Source organism: Agromyces rhizosphaerae (assembly GCF_027925245.1).
GTDB classification, from domain to species: domain Bacteria; phylum Actinomycetota; class Actinomycetes; order Actinomycetales; family Microbacteriaceae; genus Agromyces; species Agromyces rhizosphaerae.
Genome location: NZ_BSDP01000001.1, coordinates 2,685,063 through 2,704,655 on the forward strand (window position 1 = coordinate 2,685,063; position 19,593 = coordinate 2,704,655).

Here is a 19,593-nt window from a genome sequence, read left to right on the forward strand (position 1 = left end):
CGCGCACCGGGGAGGGCACCCGAGACGACGGATGCCCCGGAGCCGGCGCCGCCCCCCGCGCGCGCCGCCCCGAGGCATCCGGAACCTCGTGCTTCGGAACCTAGCGCTTCGGAGTCTCCGGGCCCTCGATCTCGTCCTCGAACTCGGGACCCTCGCCGACGATGACGCTCGGCGCCTCGCCCACGGTCTCCTCGTGCTCCGGCGCGAGCGCCGCCTTCTTGTAGCGCGCCGACAGCATCGTGACGATGACCGCCGAGATGAGGATCGCGACGCCCGACCCGAGCAGCACCGCGAGCACGCCCTCGTTGCGCACGAGCACGTCGTCGCGGAACGCGAGCTCGTTCATGAGCAGCGCGACCGTGAAGCCGATGCCGCCGAGCGCACCCACGCCGACGAGGTCGCTGAACGTGAGCGGCTTCGATTCGGCGTTGCGATGCGTGAAGAGCCCGCCGATCCAGCCCGCGAGCGTGATGCCGATGATCTTGCCGAACGGCAGCGCCACCGCGATGCCCCAGAACGCCGGGCTGAGCTCGCTCGGCCGCACCTCGGGGAACGGCACCATGGCCGCGGTCAGCGCGAACAGCGGGAGGATGATGCCGTTCGTGTACGGCTCGACGACGTGCGCGACGCGACCGCCGGGGCGACGCGCGATCACGAAGCCGAGCAGCACGCCCGCGATGGTGGCGTGCACGCCCGACTGGTAGACGAAGTACCAGGTGAGCGCCGCGAGCACGACGAGCGCGACCGTGATCGGCACCTGCGGCTTGCGCGCGAGGATCCAGCGCGAGCGCGGGTTCATGAACCGGCTGAGCCCGGCGAACGCGACCAGCGCGATCGCGGCGAAGCCGAGGTACTCGAGCCGCACGTCGGCGGTGAAGAAGAACGCGATGATGAGGATCGCGACGAGGTCGTCGAGCACCGCCAGCGCGAGCAGGAACACGCGTACGCGGGTCGGGATCCAGCGCCCGAACAGCGCCAGCACGCCGAGCGCGAACGCGATGTCGGTCGCGGTCGGCACCGGCCAGCCGTTCAGCAGCTCCGGGGTGCCGGCGACGAACAGCAGGTAGACGCCGGCCGGCACGAGCACGCCGCCGAGGGCCGCGATGGTGGGCAGCGCGGCCTTCCGCACCGAGTTCAGCTCGCCGAGCACCAGCTCGCGCTTCAGCTCGACCGCGACCACGAAGAAGAACACCGCGAGCAGGCCGTCGGCGATCCAGTGCTCGGCCGAGAGGTCGAGGCCGATCCAGGTCATGTCGATGTGCGCCTCGATGAGGTGCAGCGCCTGCTCGCCGACCGGCGAGTTGGCGACCACCAGGCCGATCACGGCGGCGGAGAGCAGCAGCAGGGCGGCGTTGCGCTCGGAGCGGAGGAAGGTCATGAAGGCCTTTCGTGAGGTTGGGGACTGCGCCGGAGGTCGCGACGCCGCGGGAGTTCACGACGTCTCGACGCCGGCCGACCAGACTTCCCGGCACACCTGCGCGACAGTCTATCGCCGCGCCGAACCGGGTGACGGGCGTGCGCGGCGGGGGAGCGCGTGGTGGGATGGGCGCATGGCCGAACCGCAGCCGCAGCAGCAGGAGACCCTCGACGACTACCGCGGGCTGGCCGGCCTCGTGCGGCTCACGGCCAGGCTCCGGGGCCCGGGCGGATGCCCCTGGGACGCCGACCAGACCCACGAATCGCTCGTGCAGTACCTCGTCGAGGAGGCGTGGGAGCTCATCGACGCGATTGAGGCGGGCGACCGCGCCGAGCTCATCGAGGAGCTCGGCGACGTGCTCTACCAGGTGCTCTTCCACGCCGACCTCGCCGCGCACGACCCGGCCGAGGGCTTCGACATCGACGACGTCGCCGACCACATGAGCGCCAAGATGATCTCGCGCCACCCGCACGTGTTCGGCGACCGCCAGGCGGAGTCGGCCGACGACGTGATCGGCTTCTGGGACGACCTCAAGGCCGAGGAGAAGCCGCACCGCACGAGCGTGCTCGACGGCATCCCCGCCGGCATGCCCGCCCTCGCGCGCGCCGACAAGGTGCTCGGACGTGCCGCTCGCGTCGGCGTGGCGCCCGCCGCTGCTGCCGAGGGGCGAGCGGATGCCTCCGGCGAGCCCGGCCCCGCCGACGAGACCGCGCTCGGCGACCTGCTCCTCTCGCTCGTCGCGCAGGCACGCGCCGACGGGCTCGACGCCGAGCGCGCGCTGCGCGCGGCGACGCGCCGCCTCGAGGACGACGTGCGCGCGGCCGAGGCGTCGGCCTAGGGGCATCCGCCCGCCCCCGACCCGGCCGCACCGCCGTCACCCGGCACGACCCACCGCCCACGACTGGAAGAATGGCCGTCATGCCGAAGACCGTGACGCCCCCGCGCGGAATGCGCGACTTCCTCCCCGCCGAGAAGGCGCGCCGCGAGCGCGCGCTCGCCGTGATCCGGGAGACCTACCGCGTGCACGGCTTCGACGAGATCGAGACCCCGGTCGTCGAGGACTCCGAGCGCCTCCACGCCGGCCTCGGCGGCGACAACGAGAAGCTCGCCTTCGCGGTCATGAAGCGCGGCCTCACGGCCGAGGACCTCGAGGCCGCAGCCGCATCCGGCGACAGCCTCGCCCTCGCCGACCTCGGCCTGCGGTTCGACCTCACCGTGCCGCTGGCTCGCTTCTACGCCTCGAACCGCGGCAACCTGCCGCCCGTGTTCCGCGCGGTGCAGATCGCCCCGGTCTGGCGCGCCGAGCGCCCGCAGAAGGGCCGCTACCGCCAGTTCATGCAGTGCGACATCGACATCATCGGCGAGGCCGGCCCGGTCGCCGAGCTCGAGCTGCTGCAGGCCACGCTCGCCACGCTCGACGCGCTCGGGCTCGCCGGCTGCAGCATCCGCCTCAACGACCGCCGCATCCTGCAGGGGCTGCTCGGCAGCTGGGGCGTCGACGACCCCGCACTGCGCGAGCGCGCGCTGATCACGCTCGACAAGCTCGACAAGATCGGCGCGACCGGGGTCGCCGACGAGCTCGCCACGCTCGGCATCGACCGGCCCGGCATCGTCGACGAGATCGCCGAGCTCGCCGCGGCCGACTGGACGATCGCCGACGGCGGCGCGCCCGCGTGGCTCGACGCCGAGGCGTTCGGCGACCTGCGCGCGCTGCGCGACGCGCTGCCCGGGGCATCCGTCGCCTTCGACCCCACCCTCGTGCGCGGCATGGGGTACTACACCGGCACGATCTTCGAGATCGCGCACCCCGACCGCGGCTACTCGCTCGGCGGCGGCGGGCGCTACGACCACATGATCGGGCGATTCCTCGGCCAGGAGGTGCCCGCGTGCGGGTTCTCGATCGGGTTCGAGCGCATCGTCGACCTCGTCGAGCTCGGCGGCGAGGGCACGCACGACGACGTCGTGCTCGTGCACGACCGCGACGTCGACCCCGCGGTGCTCGTGGGGCTCAAATCCCAGCTCGTGGCCGCCGGGTCCCGCGTGCGCCTCGAGCGCCGGGTGAAGAACACGCGCGCGCTGCTCGAGCGGGTCGCCGCCGACGGATTCTCGCGTTTCGCGTTCGTGAGCGCAGGGCTGACGGATGCCGCGGAGCTGGAGTTCCGGCCCCTCGACTGACCGGCTGCGAGCGCCGTCGCCGCCTCACTAGAGTGGTGAGCGGACCACGATGGGGTCGTCCGAGACACCACCACCACGTAAGGAGAGATCGTGGCATTCATCGAAGCTGTAGGCGCCCGCGAGATTCTGGATTCGCGAGGCAACCCGACGGTCGAGGTCGAGGTGCTGCTCGACGACGGCTCCCTGGCCCGCGCCGCGGTGCCCTCGGGCGCGTCGACCGGTGCGTTCGAGGCGTACGAGCTGCGCGACGGCGACGCAGACCGCTACCTCGGCAAGGGCGTACAGAAGGCCGTCGAGTCGGTGCTCGACGTGCTCGGCCCGGCCATCGAGGACCTCGAGGCGAGCGACCAGCGCGTCGTCGACGCCGCGCTCATCGACGCCGACGGCACCGACAACAAGAGCCGCCTGGGCGCGAACGCCATCCTCGGCGTGAGCCTCGCGACGGCGAAGGCCGCGGCCGACTCGGCCGACCTGCCGCTGTTCCGCTACCTCGGCGGCCCGAACGCCCACACGCTGCCCGTGCCGATGATGAACGTCATCAACGGCGGCGCGCACGCCGACACCGGCGTGGACATCCAGGAGTTCATGCTCCTGCCGATCGGTGCCGAGTCGTTCTCCGAGGCGCTGCGCTGGGGAGCCGAGTCGTACCACGCGCTGAAGAGCCTGCTGAAGTCGAAGGGCCTCTCCACCGGCCTCGGTGACGAGGGCGGCTTCGCCCCCGACCTGCCCAGCAACGCGGCCGCGCTCGACCTCATCACCGAGGCGATCGAGAAGGCCGGCTTCACCATGGGCGCCGACTTCGGCCTCGGGCTCGACGTCGCCTCGACCGAGTTCTTCGCCGACGGCGTGTACACGTTCGAGGGCAAGACCCGCTCGGCCGACGAGATGGTGGCGTACTACGAGGGCCTCCTCGCGAACTACCCGCTCATCACCATCGAGGACCCGCTCGCCGAGGACGACTGGGACGGCTACGCCTCGCTCACCGCCCAGATCGGCGGCAAGGTGCAGCTCGTCGGCGACGACTTCTTCGTCACCAACCCGTCGCGCCTCGCCAAGGGCATCGAGATGGGCGCCGCGAACTCGATCCTCGTGAAGGTCAACCAGATCGGCACGCTCACCGAGACGCTCGACGCCGTCTCGCTCGCGCACCGCGCCGGCTACACCGCCGTGCTCTCGCACCGCTCGGGCGAGACCGAGGACACGACGATCGCCGACCTCGCCGTCGCGACCGACTGCGGCCAGATCAAGACGGGCGCGCCGGCCCGGAGCGAGCGGGTCGCGAAGTACAATCAACTCCTGAGGATCGAAGAGGAGCTCGGCGAGGCCGCGGTGTACGCGGGCCGCGCGGCGTTCCCCCGCTTCTCCGCCTGACGCACGGGGGTCGGGGCGGCCGCGGGGCCGCCCCGACCGAGCCGTGCCGGGGAGGAGTCGCATGCCCGAGTCCTCCGTGGGCGCCTGGCTGCGCGGCATCCGCTTCTCCGGGTTCACCGTGATCATGCTCGCGCTGGCCGTGCTGGCGGTCGTCGTGCTCGCCCCGACGCTGCGGGTGTGGGCCGAGCAGCGCGCACAGATCGCCGAGCTCGAGGCCGAGGTCGCCGCCCAGCAGGCCGAGGTGCGCGAGCTGCGAGCCGAGCGGGAGCGATGGGACGACCGCACGTTCGTCATGTCGCAGGCCCGCGACCGGCTCTACTACGTGCTGCCCGGCGAGGTGAGCTACCTCGTGATCGACGACCTCGCGCCCGCCGACGTCGCCGAGGAGGCCGCCCCGATCTCGACCGAGGTCGAGGAGGCCGACGCCGACTGGTCGCGCACGCTGCTCGCGTCGCTGCTCGCGGCGGGCACCGCCACCGATGCATCCGAGGGAGACGGCTGATGCGACCACCGTTCGAGCAGGCGACCGCCCGGGACATCCGCATCGTCTCGGCGCAGCTCGGCCGCCCTGCGCGCAACGTGCTGGGCATCCCCGCGCGCTGCGTGTGCGGGGCGCCCACCGTGGTCGCGACCGCGCCGCGCCTCAGCGACGGCACGCCGTTCCCGACCCTTTACTACCTCACGCACCCGGCCGCGACGGCCGCGATGAGCTACCTCGAGGCCGCGCAGCTCATGGTCGAGTACAACGAGCTGCTCGCGAGCGACGACGACGTGCGGGCCGCCTACCGGGCCGCCCACGAGTCGTACCTCGCCGACCGCGAGGGCTTCCTCGACGTGCCCGAGCTGCACGGCGTCTCGGCGGGCGGCATGCCCACGCGCGTGAAGTGCCTGCACGCGCTCGCGGCGCACTCGCTGGCCGCCGGGCCCGGGCTCAACCCGATCGGCGACCTCACGCTCGAGGCGTCGTCGTGGAAGCCGACCGTGTGCGTCTGCGTCGACTACGGGGTCGACGACGAGTCGATCAGCACGGATGCCACGGGCGGCACGCCCGGCGAGGGAGACTCGTGAGCCCGGAGCATCCGCCCCGCCGTCGTTCGCGCCGACTGGCGCGCGCCGTCGCGACCGTCGCCGCCGTCGCGGTGCTCGTCGCGGTGCCGCTGCCCGCGCAGGCCGACACCGTGCGCGACCGGCAGTACTGGCTCACCGACTACGGCTTCACGACCGCGTGGCAGACCACGCAGGGCGACGGCGTGACCGTCGCGGTCATCGACACCGGCATCGACTCGTCGGTCACCGAGCTCTCGGGCGCGGTGGTCGGCGGCACGGATGTCTCGGGCATCGGCTCGCCGAACGGGCAGACCCCCGTGGGCGACGACGCGAACCACGGCACCTGGGTGGCGTCGCTGCTCGCCGGCCGCGGCACCGGCGAGGGCAACGGCGTGATCGGCGTCGCGCCGCAGGCCGACCTGCTGTCGATCTCGGTCGCGTTCGGCCAGACCGGTGATGGCGCGATCAGCACCGACGACCAGATCGCCGAGGGCGTGCGCTGGGCGGTCGACAACGGCGCCGACGTGATCAACATGTCGCTGACCCGCAACACCCGCGACTGGCCCGAGAGCTGGGACGACGCGTTCGGGTACGCGTTCGCGAACGACGTGGTCGTGGTCGCGGCGGCCGGCAACCGGGGGAGCGGCACCACTGAGGTGGGTGCCCCGGCGACCATCCCCGGCGTGCTCACCGTCGCGGGCGTCGACATCGACCGCGAGGTGAGCTTCGACGCGTCGTCGCAGGGCATCTCGATCGGGGTGTCGGCACCGAGCGAGCAGCTGGTCGGCGTGCAGCCCGGCAACGACGGCTACGTGATCTGGGAGGGCACGAGCGGCGCGGCGCCGCTGGTCAGCGGCCTGGTGGCGCTCGTGCGCTCGGCGTACCCCGACCTCGATGCGAACAACGTGATCCAGCGGGTCATCGCCACCGCCGACCCCGACGGCCACGAGGTGCCGAGCCCGCTGTACGGGTGGGGGCTCATCGACCCGTCGGCCGCGCTCACCGCGGAGGTCGAGCCCGTGAGCACGAACCCCATGGGCGACCTGTCGCAGTGGGTCACCATCCACCGCCGGGCCGACCTGCCCACGAGCGGTGAGGAGGTCGACGACACCGAGCAGGAGATCGTGCCGTTCGCCGACCCGCCCGACCCCCAGTCGCGCGTCGCGCTGACGCTCTGGCCGACCCCGTCGAGCCTCGCCTACATCACCCTGCCGCTCACCCTCCTGCTGGGGTTTGGTACCCTTGCAACGCTGTTGGGCATCGGTGCCACTCGGCATATCCGGCGCACGTCGCGCCATGAAACGTGATCGCGGTCGGGAGTACAGTGTTCGCACGCCCCCACGCACCCACCAACTGAGGAGTTCATTCACCGTGCCCAAGATTCTCATCGTCGGTGGCGGCTATGCCGGGTTCTACACCGCGTGGAAGCTCGAGAAGTGGCTGCGCGCCGGTGAAGCGGAGGTCACGGTCGTCGACCCGCTGCCGTACATGACGTACCAGCCCTTCCTCCCCGAGGTCGCGGCCGGCTCGATCGAGCCCCGCCACTCCGTGGTCGCGCTCCGTCGCCACCTCCGCAAGACCAACGTCATCACCGCCAAGGTCACGGCCATCGACCACGCGTCGAAGCAGGCCACCATCTCGCCCGAGGGTGCCGACGACTACCAGTTCGACTACGACATCGTCGTGGTGACCGGCGGCGCCGTCTCGCGCACGTTCCCCATCCCGGGCATCGCCGAGAACGCCTTCGGCCTGAAGACCATCGAGGAGGCCGCCGCGATCCGCGACCGCCTCCTCACGAACTTCGACAAGGCCGCGAACCTCCCCGCCGGCCCCGAGCGCGACCGCCTCCTCACGGTCGTCGTGGTCGGCGGCGGCTTCGCCGGCATCGAGGTGTTCGCCGAGCTGCGCTCGTTCGCCAGCTCGCTGCTCGAGTTCTACCCGCAGCTGAGCTTCGACGACACCCACTTCCACCTCATCGAGGCGATGGGCCGCATCATGCCCGAGGTGTCGCTGCCCACCAGCCACTGGGTCATCAAGCACCTCGCCCAGCGCGGCGCCGAGATCCACCTCGACACGCAGCTCAAGTCGGCCGTCGACGGCCACATCGAGCTCTCGACCGGCCAGACCATGGACTCCGACCTCATCGTCTGGACCGCCGGCGTCATGGCGAACCCGCAGATCGTGCGCAACTCCGACCTGCCGGTCGAGGAGCGCGGCCGCATCAAGACCCGCCCCGACCTGCGCGTCGGCGACGAGGACGACATCGTCGAGGACGCCTGGGCGGCCGGCGACATCAGCGCCGTGCCCGACCTCACGGGCGGCGGCGTGGGCGGCTACTGCGTGCCCAACGCCCAGCACGCCGTGCGCCAGGGCAAGCTGCTCGCGAAGAACCTCGTCGCCGTGCTCCGCGGCGAGGAGCCGCACGAGTACGTGCACAAGAACCTCGGTGCCGTCGCCGGTCTCGGCCTCGGCTCGGGCGCCTTCCAGTCGGGCAAGTTCGCCATGAAGGGCCTGATCGCCTGGTTCGCGCACCGCGGCTACCACGGCCTCGCCATCCCGAGCTGGGAGCGCAAGCTCCGCGTGTTCTGGGGCTGGTGGAACAACTTCTGGCTCGGCCGCGACATCGTCTCGCTCGAGGCCCGGCAGACGCCGCGCGCCGCGTTCGAGGAGTTCGCCGCGCGCCCGAAGCCCGCACCCGAGGCCGCCCCGAAGGCGCCTGCCGCGAAGAAGCCGCGCGCTGCGGCGAAGAAGCCCGCGGAGAAGCCTGCCGAGACGGCCGCCGTCAAGTAGCCGGCTCGCCCTCGACGCTCGAACGCGCCGCCCGCCTGCATCGCGCAGGTCGGCGGCGCGTTCGCGTTCGGGGCTGGCCCGTGGCATCCGCTCGGTAAGGTGAGGGCGCGGCGCGCCGCCGCGCTCCCGTAGCCCAACTGGCAGAGGCAGGCGACTTAAACTCGCCCGAGTCTGGGTTCGAATCCCAGCGGGAGCACTGTGCTTCATCTCTTCGCGAGATTCCTTCATCGAGGGTGCATCCGAATCCGTGCTTCATGCGGAAGTACAGGTAATCGGGTCGTCAGGCACCCGCCGATTGAAAGGGAAAGTCCAATGAAGCGCATTCTCGCCACCGGATTCATCGCCGCGATCGCCGTGGTCGGCTTCGCCGCACCGGCGCAGGCCGCGGGCCACATGGGGCCCAACGACAACGCCTGCTTCGGGCAGGTGCACAAGACCATCAACACCGTCGGGGCGCTCGGCTTCACGAACGTCGGCGACGTCGTCAAGGCCATCGGTGGGCAGGGCAAGAACGACACCGCCCGCGGTATCTGCGCGGCCGACTAGACCCCCGATCGGGTCGGGCCTGCGGAACGGTACCGACCCCGACATGAGCCGCCGACTCGGTGCGGGCGTGATGCCCGGGGCGAGTCGGCGGCTCGGTGCATCTCAGGACTGCACAGGTGGTGCGAACGCAACGCCGAGCTGGGCGAGGATGTTTCGCGTGGACGAGGTGGAACGCGCGCGCGAGTTGCTCGCGCAGGGCAACCACCGGGCAGCGATCAACCTGCTGAAGCCCGCGGCGATCCGGGACCGACCGCCATTCGCGAAGCGGCGTGCACTCGCCGAGCTCTACCGTCAGCTCGGCGCCCCCGATCAGGCGGGTCGTTGGGGAATCGTGATCGACGGCTGGACGACACCACGTGAGCGCGACCGCCTTGCGCGCCTGCTCGCGGCGAGTGGCGTGGGGCGGCCTTGGCGCCGCGCCTTCCTTGATCTCCCGACCGACATCGGTGATCCGGCAGACCTGTCATCGGTGTTCGACCTCGGAACCGAGTACCGATCCCGAGCGAACGCACGCCACGCGTCGCTCACGGTTCGTGCCACGCCGTCGTCGAACGCGGCCCGCAGTTGGGCGGCCTTCATCGGAGGGCTCGCGGCACTGCAGTTCCTCGTCGCGCTGTTGATCGTGTACGGGATCGCACTGGGCGGTGGTGATTCCGACACCGCTCGGGTGTGGGCCGGGGGCACGCTGAGCGCGACGCTCGTGCTCCTGGGCGCAAGCACCGGGCTCCTGGGATGGTCGCACATCCTCGTCACGAGTCGGGTACGTGGCGCTGCGTACCTCACACTCGGAGCGGCGCTTGCGGTACTCGGCATCCTCGTTGCGACATCCATCTTCAGCACCTGAAGCGAGATCCTCGATCGGTATACTCCGAGTATGACTACCACGATCAAGGTGAGCGACGAGCTCCGCGATCGCCTCAAGGAGCAGGCGGCGCGCGATGGGCTCACGCTCGGCGCGCACCTCGCGCGGCTCGCCGATGCCGAGGATCGCAGGTGGCGGCTGAGCACCCTGAAGGCGGCGATCGCCGGGTCGACGTCGGCGAACGTCGAGTCGCACGCGTACGAGTCAGCCGAGTGGGAGCGGACCGAACTGACCGACGCCGAGTCGTGATCGACGCGGAGCTCGCTCCGGGCGTCATCGCCTGGGCGTCACTCGAGCCGGTGCGCGGCCGCGAGCAGGGCGGTCACCGGCCGGTACTCGTCGTCGCGTCCGCTGGTTACCTCGACGCCGTCACGACGCTCGCGATCGTGCTGCCAATCACCACGACCGACCGCGGCTGGCCGAACCACGTCCGGGTCGACGGGCCGAGCGGACTCGACCGACCCTCATGGGTGATGACCGAGCAACCGCGAACCCTCTCGCGGGACCGTCTCACCTCGGTCGGAGGTCAGGTCTCACCGGAGACCCTCGCCGCGGTTCGCATGTGGCTCGGCGACTTCCTCGATCTCTGAAGCGCTGCTATTCGCGGTCCGTCCAGCGCAGCGGCCACACGAAGTGCACGACAGAGAACGCGAAGATCCCCCAGACGGCGAGCAGCGCTCGTGGATCGACCATGCGCGCCTCGTACGTGCCGAACTCGTCGGTGGCCTGCGTGACCGGCGCGAGGGACACGACGAAGCACAGTGCGACGAAGCCGAGAACAACGCCGGCGACGGGCCACTCGCCGTTCGAGAGCCACCACGAGCGGAGTCGTGGAATGTGCCGCAGGGGCAGTCCGAGGATCCACGCGCAGATCATCGAGATCATCGCGATGAGTACCGCGTTGATGCCCCAGCCGATCACGGCCGCGAAGTCGTCGTAGAAGGACGACAGTGCGAGCTGTACTCCGACCGTCGCGACGAACAGCACGAACCCCCCGACGAAGAACTGGAGCAGACCCAGCAGCTCGGTCGCCTCGCCACTCGGCGGAATCCGCCGCGCTCGTTCGAGGAGCACGGCGCGCGCCTCATCGAGCTCCGGTCGGGACCCCCGATCGTCCTCGACCGCCCAATCGAAGGCCATTCGGACCCGATCGACGGTGACCCGCGTCGGCCTCGGAAGGTCGAGGAGCGAGCGCGCTGTGTCGGAGTCCACGTGGGCATCGTATGGCGGGCGCTCACTCGCATCCGTTCGCGGCAGAGTGACTGTGGACGACGCCCGTCACCCGCCGCCCGACGCGTCAGCGCATGCGACGCCGCAGCAGCAGCGCGGCGACGGCGGATGCCACGGCGAGGATGCCGACCAGCCACGCCAGCGCGACCCAGATGTCGGCACCCACGGGTTCGCCTGCGAACAGCGCGCGCATCGAGTCGACGATCGCGGTCACCGGCTGGTGCTCGGCGAACCACGCGACCGGCGTGGGCATCGAGTCGGTCGGCACGAACGCCGAGCTGATGAACGGCAGGAAGATGAGCGGGTAGCTGAACCCGCTCGCCCCGTCGACCGACTTCGCCGAGAGCCCGGCGATCACCGCGAGCCAGGTGAGTGCGAGCGTGAACAGCACGAGCACGCCGACGATCGCGAGCCAGGCCCAGACGGATGCCCCGGTGCGGAAGCCCATCGCGAACCCGACGCCGACCACGATGGCCACCGACACGAGGTTCGCGACGAGCGAGGTGAGCACGTGCGCCCAGAGCACGCTCGACCCCGCGATCGGCATCGACCGGAACCGGTCGAACAGGCCGCCCTGGAGGTCGAGGAACAGGCGGTACGCGGTGTACGCCACACCCGACGCGATGGTGATGAGCAGGATGCCCGGCAGCAGGTAGTCCACGTACGCGACGCCGGATCCGACGTCGATGGCGCCGCCGAGCACGTAGACGAACAGCAGGAGCAGCGCGATCGGCGTGACCGCGGTGGTGAGGATCGTGTCGGGACTGCGCAGCACGTGCCGCAGCGACCGGCCGGTGAGCACGCCGGTGTCGGTGAGCGGGTGGATGGTGGTCATGAGAATTCCGTTCCGCCGGGGGCGGACGTGCCGCCCGGGGCATCCGCTGCGCTCATGCCGCCGATGACGGCGAGGAAGACCTCCTCGAGGGAGGGCTGGCGCTCGACGACCTCGACCTCGGCGGGCGGCAGCAGCCGACGCAGCTCGTCGAGGGTGCCCTCGTGCGCCACCACGCCGTCGTGCAGGATCGCGATGCGGTCGGCGAGCCGCTCGGCCTCCTCGAGGTGCTGCGTGGTGAGCAGCACGGTGGTGCCGCCGGCCGCGAGCGCGGCGACGGTCTCCCACACCTCGTTGCGCGCCTGCGGGTCGAGCCCGGTGGTCGGCTCGTCGAGGAAGATCACGGGCGGCGCGCCGACGAGGCTCATCGCGATGTCGAGCCTGCGACGCATGCCGCCGGAGTACTTCGCGGCGGGTCGGTCGGCGGCATCGGCGAGCGAGAACCGTGCCAGCAGCTCGTCGGCGACGGCGGTCGGATGCGGGAGGTGACGCAGCCGCGCCACCAGCACCAGGTTCTCGCGACCGGTGAGCACGTCGTCGATCGCGGTGAACTGGCCGGTCAGGCTGATCGACGCGCGCACGTCGCGCGGCGCGGTCGCGACATCGTGGCCGAGCACCCGCGCGCTGCCGGCGTCGGCGGCGAGCAGGGTCGAGAGGATGCGGACCAGGGTCGTCTTGCCCGCGCCGTTGGCGCCGAGCAGTGCGACGATGCTGCCGGGTGCCACGTCGAGGTCGAGGCCGCGCAGCACGTCGAGGTCGCCGAACGACTTCTCGAGGCCGCGCACCTGCACGGCGGCGGTCATGACTCGGCCCCCCGTTCCGCCTCGTCGATGGCGCGCACGAACCGGGCGCGCTCGGCGTCGATCCACTGCTTGCCGAGGTACGCCTTCGCGAACGACTCCGCGAAGTCGACCGGGTCGTCGCCGACGATCTCGCGCACGGGAGTGCCATCGACCGCGGCGCGCTCCCAGAGGTCGGCCAGGTCGCCGAACATCGTGACGAGCGTGTCGCCGTCGGTGATGCCGCCGGCGTACATGAGGTAGCGATGCATCGCCTGCGCGGCAGTGCGGTAGGGGTCGGCGAGGCCGGCGATCCGCGCACGATCCGCGCGGTACTGCTTCTTCTGCTCGAGCGATCCGGTGAGGGTCTCGATCCACTTGGCGGCCATGTCAGCGCGCTCCTTCGTCGTTCGGGGTGTCGTTCGTGTCGTGGTGCGGGGCGGGCTCGGGCCGGAGGTGCCCGATGCGCGCCGCGAGGAAGTCCCAGGTGGCCCAGAACTCGTCGAGCACCGCGCGGCCGGCGGCGTTCAGCGTGTAGACCTTGCGCGGCGGCCCCTTCTCGGAGGGGACGCGCTCGACGTCGACGAGACCCCGCTGCTCGACGCGCACGAGCAGCGCGTAGACGGTGCCCTCGGCGATGTCGGTGAAGCCCTGCTCGCGCAGCCGCGCCGTGATCTCGTAGCCGTACGCCGGCGCGGACGCGAGCAGCGCGAGCACGATGCCCTCCAGCGTGCCCTTGAGCATCTCGGTCATCTGCTTCGCCACGTGCCGCCCGCCTGTCTGGTCAGTGTCACTGAGTACCGCTACATAGTAAGCACGAGTACCAGTACTTGGCAAGACTGAGTAGCGAGGCGTTCGCACTCCGTCGATACAGTGGCCCCGAACGGACATCCGACGGGCGGGGGAGGGCGCGATGGCCGACGTGGTCGAGATCGAGGGGCTGCACAAGCATTTCGGGAAGGTGCGGGCGCTCGACGGCCTCGACCTCCGGCTGGCCGAAGGACAGGTGCTCGGGTTCCTCGGGCCGAACGGGGCGGGAAAGTCCACGACGATCCGGGTGCTGCTCGGGCTCATGCGAAAGACTTCGGGCGAGGTGCGGCTCTTCGGCGACGACCCCTGGGCGCACGCCGTGCGACTGCACCGCCGGCTCGCCTACGTGCCCGGCGACGTGGCGCTCTGGCCGCAGCTGACCGGCGGGCAGTGCATCGACGTGCTGACCTCGTCGGGGCCGCCGGCGAACGCCGCTCGGCGGGACGCGCTCATCGACCGGTTCGACCTCGACCCGACCAAGCGCGTGCGCGACTACTCCAAGGGCAACCGCCAGAAGGTGGCGCTCGTCGCGGCGCTCTCGGCCGAGGCCGACCTGCTCGTGCTCGACGAACCCACATCGGGGCTCGACCCGCTCATGGAGGAGGTCTTCCGCGAGACCGTCGCGGAGCGCGCCGCCGACGGGGCATCCGTGCTGCTCTCGAGCCACATCCTGAGCGAAGTCGACGCCCTCTGCCAGGACGTCGCCATCGTGCGCAAGGGCAGGATCGTGCGGTCGGGCAGCGTCGCCGAGCTCCGCAGCCTCTCCCGCACCTCGGTGCACGCCGTGACCACGACCCCCGCGCCCGCGCTCGAGCACCCGTCGGTGTCGGGCCTCGAGCGCACGCCCGCGGGCGAGGGCACCGAGCTGTCGTTCTCGGTCGATCCCGGCGCGCTCGACGCGGTGCTGCCGCCCGTGCTCGCGGCGGGGGTGAGTGCGCTGACCGTGCGCCCGCCGAGCCTCGACGAGCTGTTCCTCAGCGAGTACGAGGACGTGGGATGACGGCGACCGAGGCGCCCTCGGCCCGCGCGGCGCCCGCCGAGTCCGCCGGCAGCGGCTACTGGGCCGTGCTGCGCGTGCAGCTGCGCACGGGGTGGAAGGCGCCCGTGATCTGGGTGCTCGCGCTCGTCGGCGGCTACTACGCGACCGTCGCCGCGCTCGACGGCACCTACGGCACCCCCGAGCAGCTCGCGACCTACGACCAGACCGTGGCATCCGACCCCGCCATGGCCGCGATCAACGGCACGCCGTACGGTGCCGACACGCTCGGGGGTGTCGCGGCGAACGAGTTCGGGTTCATCGCGGCGATCGCGATCCCGCTCATGGGGCTGTTCCTGGTCGCCCGCCAGACCCGCGCGCCCGAGGAGTCGGGCCTGCTCGAGCTGCTGCGCTCGCGCGGTGTCGGCCGCCGCGCACCGTGGACCGCTGCCGTGGCCGTCACCGCGGTCGCGCTCGCGCTCGTCGGCACCGGCATGGCGCTCGTGCTCGTCGCCTACGGCGAACCGGCGGATGCCGCGTGGCTGTACGGCGCCTCGATCGCGACGCTCGGCGGGGTCTTCGCCGGCATCGCCACCTTCGTCGGCCAGCTCGTGCGCCGCGCCCCGGGCGTGACCGCGGTCGGCATCGTCGCGCTCGGCGGCGCGTACCTCACCCGCGCGATCGGCGACGTGCGCGACAACGCGTGGCGCTGGCTCTCGCCGCTCGCGTGGCAGCAGGAGACCCGCCCGTTCGCCGATGACAGCCGCGTCTGGCCGCTGCTGCTCGCGCTCGGCGTCGCCATCGCCCTCGTCGTGGCGGGTCTCGTGCTCGTCGGCAGCCGCGACCTCGGCTCGGCGCTGGTGCCCTCGCGGCCCGGACCGCGCCGCGCGAGCCGGTTCGGCGCCTCGACCGCCGGGCTCGCGCTGCGCGCCCACGGCCCGGCCGGGCTCGGCTGGATCGCCGGCGCGGCGGTCGTGGGCGTCGTCTTCGGCGCATTCACCGACGACATCGCCGACGCGGTCGCGGCGAACCCCGCGCTCGCGGGCATCTTCGGAGCCGACGCCGCTGACCAGGTCAACGAGTCGTACGCGGGCTTCTGCCTGCTGCTCATCGCGTTCATGGCGATGGGATGCCTCGCGCAGTCGATGCTCCGCCTCCGCGGCGAGGAGACCGGCGGCATGCTCGAGCCCACGCTCGCTCGCGCGACGCACCGCGTCGGCTGGATGTCGACGTATGCGCTCACCGCGGCCGTGCTCGCGTGCCTCGTGATGCTCGCGGGCGGTGCCGGCCTCGCCGCCACGGCGGGCTCCGAGGTCGACGGCCTGCTCGAGGCATCCGCCGCCTACCTGCCCGCGGTGCTGGTGATCGGCGGGGTCGGGATGCTGCTGTTCGGCCTCGTGCCGGGCTGGTCGAGCGCGCTCTGGATCGTGCTCGCCTACGCCGTGTTCGCCGACCTGCTGGGCGGCACGCTCTCGATGCCCGACTGGGCGCTCGCGCTGTCGCCGACGCACGTCGTCGGCGACGTGCCGGTCGACGACGTCGACGGGGCTGCGGAGCTGTGGCTCGGTGTGGTCGCGACCGGCGCCGCGGTCGTCGGGCTGGCGGGATTCCGCCTGCGCGACGTGCCGCGCTGAGGGCGGCATCCGCCCGCCCCTGCACCCTCGGGGGTCAGTTCAGCAGGTCGAGGTAGCGCAGCAGCACGCCCTCGCGCAGCGCCCACGGCGAGACCTCGAGCTCCTTCACGTCGAACGCCCGCATCGTCTCGGCGAGCACCACGCCGCCCGCCACGATCTGGAACGTGCGGTCGGCGGTGATGCCCGGCAGCGCGGTGCGCGCGTCGGCGGGGATCTTCGCCAGGCGCGGCACCCAGTCGTCGAGCTGGCTGCGCCGGAGCAGGCTTCGCTCGTTCGTGCCGATGCCGTCGACCACCGATCCGGCGAGCCGTGCCAGCGATCGGATCGTCTTCGACGAGCCGACCACGTGCGCCGGGGCGGGCAGGTCGGCGAACGCCGTCCTCGCCTCGGAGAGGACATCGGCGGCGTGCGCCCGCAACGCGTCGAGCTCGTCGTCGGTCGGCGGGTCGTGGGGGAGGAACCCGATCGTCGAGCGCCCCGCGCCGAGGGGGACCGAGATCGCGACGTCGGGCTGCTCGTCGCCGCCCGCGGCGATCTCGAGCGACCCGCCGCCGATGTCGAACAGCAGCAGCTGCTCGGCCGACCAGCCGTACCAGCGGCGCACGGCGAGGAACGTGATGCGCGCCTCGTCCTCGCCCGAGAGCACGCGCAGCTCGACGCCGGTCTCCCGCTCGATGAGCGCGAGCACCTCCTCGCCGTTCGTCGCCTCGCGCAGCGCCGACGTCGCGAGCGGCAGCAGCTCCTCGACGCCCGCCTCCTCGGCGGTCGCGACGGCGCCGCGGATCGCGGTCAGGATCGCGTCGATGCCCTCCCGGCTGATCGCCCCGTCGTCGCCGAGGTAGCGCATGAGCCGGAGCACCGACTTGTGCGAGGCGCTCGGTACCGGTGCGGCGCCGCGATGGGCATCGACCACGAGCAGATGAACGGTGTTGGAGCCCACGTCGAGCACCCCGAGTCGCATGCTGCGAGCCTATCGGGCGGCGGGGGCGGCGGCGTCGCGCGGCGCGTCGGCCTCGTCGCGGGCGGCGTCCTCGCGTCGGGCGGCGCGCCAGCGGCGCAGCCGCACCACGGCGGCGACGCCGGCGATCACGGCGAGCCCGGCCGCCAGCGCGGGTGCGAGCACGGGCAGCGCCGACTCCGCGTAGCGCGCCGAGACGAGCAGCGCGACCAGGACGGCCGCGCCGAGCGCGAGCAGCGCCCAGGTGAGCGGCGAGCGGTTCATGATCGTGCGGCCCGCCGTGTGCGGCAGCGGGACGAGCAGCGCCGCGGCCGAGGTGGCCGCCGACAGGGTGACGACCGTGAGCACGTCGGCGACGAGGGTCGGGACGAAGCCCGTCGTCGCGGGCGCGAACGCGAGCGCGACCCAGGCGGCCATGGCGAGCACGAGCAGCCCCGCGACCCGCATCACGGCGACGCGGATGCGCACGGACGCGGGCGACTGGCCGTCGAAGCGCACGCGGGTGACCACGCCGAACAGCACGACCGCGTCGAATCCGACGACCCGGGCCAGGAACGAGGCGACCGCGACCAGCACGATGCCCGCCGGCGCGGCGACGGTTCGCGCGTGGGCGGCGGGCACGCGTCGCATCACGAGCGCGGGCAGTACGGATGCCACGGAGTTCACGATCGCGAGCGCGACGCCGATCGCGAGCAGCGTGCGCAGTGCCGGCTCGAGGTCGGCGACCGGGGTCGTGATGAGCGCCAGCAGCGACGCGACCACGACGCTCAGCGCGATCGCGACGCGGCGGCCGATCGGCACGACCGGCGTGCGATCGAAGTCCGCCGCGACGCGATTGCGGCCCGCGGGATGGATGGCGGGGTTGTCGGCGCCGGCGGCTGCGGGGATGAGGCGGGCCGGAAGCGCGACCGCCACGATCGCGATGAGCGCGGCGACGAGCGCCCCGAGCCAGGGCAGCGTGCTGGCGGTCGTGGCGCTCGGCAGGGCGGTGGTGAGGTCGGTGGCGCGCGCCCAGTCGCTCGCTCCCGCGCCGGACGAGCCGGCCTCGAGCGCGTTCGCCGTGCCGCCGTCGGCATCGGGCGCCGTCGAGTCGCCGCCATCGGCGCCGCCCGCGCCCGATCCATCGTCACCCGTGGAGCCGGCCGCGTCGCCCACGGTCACGGTGATCGCCGTGGGGGAGCTGATGTTGCCGACCGTGTCGGTCTGCAGCGCGGTCAGCACGTGCGATCCGGCCCCCAGGACGCGGATCGCGCACGTCCAGGTGCCGTCGCCGCCCACCGTCGTGGTGCAGAGCTGCTCGCCCGCCTCGTACACCGTGACCTCGGCCCCCGGCTCCCCGATGCCGCGCGCGGTCGTCGCGCCGGTCTCGAGCGCCGTGCCGTCACGCGGGCTGCGCACGAACGGCGCGGCGGGTGCCGCGAGGTCGACCAGCACCGTGATCGCCGAGCTCGGCGTCGAGTGCGTCGGTGCGCTGAAGCCGGTCGACTGGGTGGCGCGCACCCGCCGCTCGGTGCCGCTGCCCCCGGAGAGCCGGCACGACCACTCGCGGTCGGTCCCCGCGGTCGCCGCGCAGGAACCGCCGGTGTGGTCGGTGACGTCCACCTCGGCGCCGGGATAGGCGAGCCCTGCGACGGTGCCGTCGGTCGCGCCGTCGGGCACGCGCACGAACGGCGGGCCGAGCACGGCGACGGTGATCTCGTCGGAGGTCGTGCCGGCCCCGGTGTCGGCGGATGCCCGGATCGGCACGCGGGGGCCGTCGGGCAGCGTGACCCGGCACGACCAGTCCGTGGACGCCTCGGCCGGCACGACGCACAGCGGTCCGCCGTCGGCCGGGTCGGTGAGCGTGACCTCGACGCCGGCGGGCCTCGTGCCGGACACGTCGACCGTGCGCTCGAGCACGAGGTCGCCGTCGGCGGGCGAGTCGATGGTGGGCACGAGCCCGGGGGGAGCCGTGGGCGCCGCAGCGGCGGGTGCCGTGCCGGCGAGGGCGGCGATCGCGAGGCCGAGCAGCGCGGCGACGCCGAGGCGGAGCACCCGGGCCCGGCGCACGCCGGATCGCGCGGCCACGTCGGCCGCGGTGCGGTGCCCCTCGACGTGCATGCGTCCCCCGCTACGATTCTCGCATCGCGTGTGGACCGCGGGCGCACCCGACCGGCGCATTGCGGC

At 72.4% G+C, this 19,593-nt stretch carries 21 protein-coding genes and 1 tRNA gene; 14 read left to right on the forward strand and 8 right to left on the reverse strand.

Annotation, left to right across the window (positions count from 1 at the left end):
- Positions 1 to 100: 100 nt before the first annotated feature.
- Positions 101 to 1,378: a Na+/H+ antiporter NhaA gene (gene nhaA, locus QMG39_RS12705; protein WP_281885535.1), complete on the reverse strand. Its 1,278-nt coding sequence runs from the start codon at positions 1,376 to 1,378 to the stop codon at positions 101 to 103.
- 172 nt (positions 1,379 to 1,550) lie between these two features.
- On the opposite strand from nhaA, the gene QMG39_RS12710 reads away from it, so the two are divergent.
- The 12 genes from QMG39_RS12710 to QMG39_RS12765 all read left to right on the forward strand — a co-directional run bounded on the left by QMG39_RS12710 (position 1,551) and on the right by QMG39_RS12765 (position 10,798).
- Entirely contained in the window at positions 1,551 to 2,255 is a 705-nt protein-coding gene (locus tag QMG39_RS12710; protein ID WP_281885537.1) for a nucleoside triphosphate pyrophosphohydrolase, read from the forward strand.
- A gap of 80 nt (positions 2,256 to 2,335) precedes the next feature.
- Positions 2,336 to 3,592, forward strand: coding sequence for a histidine--tRNA ligase (gene hisS / locus QMG39_RS12715; protein ID WP_281885539.1), 1,257 nt, complete (start codon positions 2,336 to 2,338; stop codon positions 3,590 to 3,592).
- Between the two features lie 90 nt (positions 3,593 to 3,682).
- A complete protein-coding gene (gene eno, locus QMG39_RS12720) occupies positions 3,683 to 4,963 on the forward strand; it encodes a phosphopyruvate hydratase (RefSeq protein ID WP_281885541.1) in 1,281 nt (426 codons plus the stop codon).
- Between the two features lie 61 nt (positions 4,964 to 5,024).
- Positions 5,025 to 5,465: an FtsB family cell division protein gene (locus QMG39_RS12725; protein ID WP_281885543.1), complete on the forward strand. Its 441-nt coding sequence runs from the start codon at positions 5,025 to 5,027 to the stop codon at positions 5,463 to 5,465.
- Positions 5,462 to 6,031, forward strand: a complete 570-nt coding sequence (locus QMG39_RS12730) for a DUF501 domain-containing protein (protein ID WP_281887284.1) — start codon at positions 5,462 to 5,464, stop codon at positions 6,029 to 6,031. Before QMG39_RS12725 ends, QMG39_RS12730 begins: the two co-directional genes overlap by 4 nt.
- Positions 6,028 to 7,317, forward strand: coding sequence for a S8 family serine peptidase (locus QMG39_RS12735; RefSeq protein WP_281885545.1), 1,290 nt, complete (start codon positions 6,028 to 6,030; stop codon positions 7,315 to 7,317). The genes QMG39_RS12730 and QMG39_RS12735 overlap by 4 nt, the downstream gene beginning before the upstream one ends.
- Positions 7,318 to 7,381: 64 nt before the next feature.
- Entirely contained in the window at positions 7,382 to 8,800 is a 1,419-nt protein-coding gene (locus QMG39_RS12740; RefSeq protein WP_281885547.1) for an NAD(P)/FAD-dependent oxidoreductase, read from the forward strand.
- A 122-nt stretch (positions 8,801 to 8,922) separates the two neighbouring features.
- Positions 8,923 to 8,996 (forward strand) — tRNA-Leu (locus QMG39_RS12745).
- 116 nt (positions 8,997 to 9,112) lie between these two features.
- The gene (locus tag QMG39_RS12750; RefSeq protein ID WP_281885549.1) at positions 9,113 to 9,346 is read left to right on the forward strand and encodes a hypothetical protein; all 234 of its coding nucleotides are present in this window, start codon (positions 9,113 to 9,115) and stop codon (positions 9,344 to 9,346) included.
- A 157-nt stretch (positions 9,347 to 9,503) separates the two neighbouring features.
- The gene (locus tag QMG39_RS12755) at positions 9,504 to 10,190 is read left to right on the forward strand and encodes a hypothetical protein (RefSeq protein WP_281885551.1); all 687 of its coding nucleotides are present in this window, start codon (positions 9,504 to 9,506) and stop codon (positions 10,188 to 10,190) included.
- A 30-nt stretch (positions 10,191 to 10,220) separates the two neighbouring features.
- Complete coding sequence (locus QMG39_RS12760) at positions 10,221 to 10,457, forward strand: hypothetical protein (protein WP_281885553.1); 237 nt, start codon at positions 10,221 to 10,223, stop codon at positions 10,455 to 10,457.
- Positions 10,454 to 10,798 carry a type II toxin-antitoxin system PemK/MazF family toxin gene (locus tag QMG39_RS12765; RefSeq protein ID WP_281885555.1) on the forward strand — a complete coding sequence of 115 codons (345 nt, stop codon included), beginning with the start codon at positions 10,454 to 10,456 and terminating at the stop codon, positions 10,796 to 10,798. Before QMG39_RS12760 ends, QMG39_RS12765 begins: the two co-directional genes overlap by 4 nt.
- A gap of 7 nt (positions 10,799 to 10,805) precedes the next feature.
- On the opposite strand, the gene QMG39_RS12770 is transcribed toward QMG39_RS12765, so the two are convergent.
- The 5 genes from QMG39_RS12770 to QMG39_RS12790 form a co-directional block, all read right to left on the reverse strand.
- A complete protein-coding gene (locus tag QMG39_RS12770) occupies positions 10,806 to 11,282 on the reverse strand; it encodes a hypothetical protein (RefSeq protein ID WP_281885557.1) in 477 nt (158 codons plus the stop codon).
- A 223-nt stretch (positions 11,283 to 11,505) separates the two neighbouring features.
- Positions 11,506 to 12,273 carry an ABC transporter permease gene (locus QMG39_RS12775; RefSeq protein ID WP_281885559.1) on the reverse strand — a complete coding sequence of 256 codons (768 nt, stop codon included), beginning with the start codon at positions 12,271 to 12,273 and terminating at the stop codon, positions 11,506 to 11,508.
- Positions 12,270 to 13,073, reverse strand: coding sequence for an ABC transporter ATP-binding protein (locus QMG39_RS12780; RefSeq protein ID WP_281885561.1), 804 nt, complete (start codon positions 13,071 to 13,073; stop codon positions 12,270 to 12,272). Before QMG39_RS12780 ends, QMG39_RS12775 begins: the two co-directional genes overlap by 4 nt.
- Positions 13,070 to 13,438 (reverse strand): DUF1048 domain-containing protein, encoded by a 369-nt coding sequence (locus QMG39_RS12785; RefSeq protein WP_281885563.1) that lies wholly within the window; start codon positions 13,436 to 13,438, stop codon positions 13,070 to 13,072. Before QMG39_RS12785 ends, QMG39_RS12780 begins: the two co-directional genes overlap by 4 nt.
- Position 13,439: 1 nt before the next feature.
- Positions 13,440 to 13,814, reverse strand: coding sequence for a PadR family transcriptional regulator (locus QMG39_RS12790; RefSeq protein WP_281885565.1), 375 nt, complete (start codon positions 13,812 to 13,814; stop codon positions 13,440 to 13,442).
- Between the two features lie 148 nt (positions 13,815 to 13,962).
- On the opposite strand from QMG39_RS12790, the gene QMG39_RS12795 reads away from it, so the two are divergent.
- Positions 13,963 to 14,859, forward strand: coding sequence for an ABC transporter ATP-binding protein (locus QMG39_RS12795; protein WP_281885567.1), 897 nt, complete (start codon positions 13,963 to 13,965; stop codon positions 14,857 to 14,859).
- Positions 14,856 to 16,469 carry an ABC transporter permease gene (locus QMG39_RS12800; protein WP_281885569.1) on the forward strand — a complete coding sequence of 538 codons (1,614 nt, stop codon included), beginning with the start codon at positions 14,856 to 14,858 and terminating at the stop codon, positions 16,467 to 16,469. The genes QMG39_RS12795 and QMG39_RS12800 overlap by 4 nt, the downstream gene beginning before the upstream one ends.
- Positions 16,470 to 16,503: 34 nt before the next feature.
- Here the strand turns inward: QMG39_RS12800 and QMG39_RS12805 are convergent, their stop codons facing one another.
- Together QMG39_RS12805 and QMG39_RS12810 are read right to left on the reverse strand one after the other, a co-directional pair.
- Positions 16,504 to 17,430, reverse strand: coding sequence for a Ppx/GppA phosphatase family protein (locus tag QMG39_RS12805; protein ID WP_281885571.1), 927 nt, complete (start codon positions 17,428 to 17,430; stop codon positions 16,504 to 16,506).
- 9 nt (positions 17,431 to 17,439) lie between these two features.
- Complete coding sequence (locus tag QMG39_RS12810) at positions 17,440 to 19,527, reverse strand: Ig-like domain-containing protein (protein ID WP_281885573.1); 2,088 nt, start codon at positions 19,525 to 19,527, stop codon at positions 17,440 to 17,442.
- Between the last annotated feature and the right edge of the window lie 66 nt (positions 19,528 to 19,593).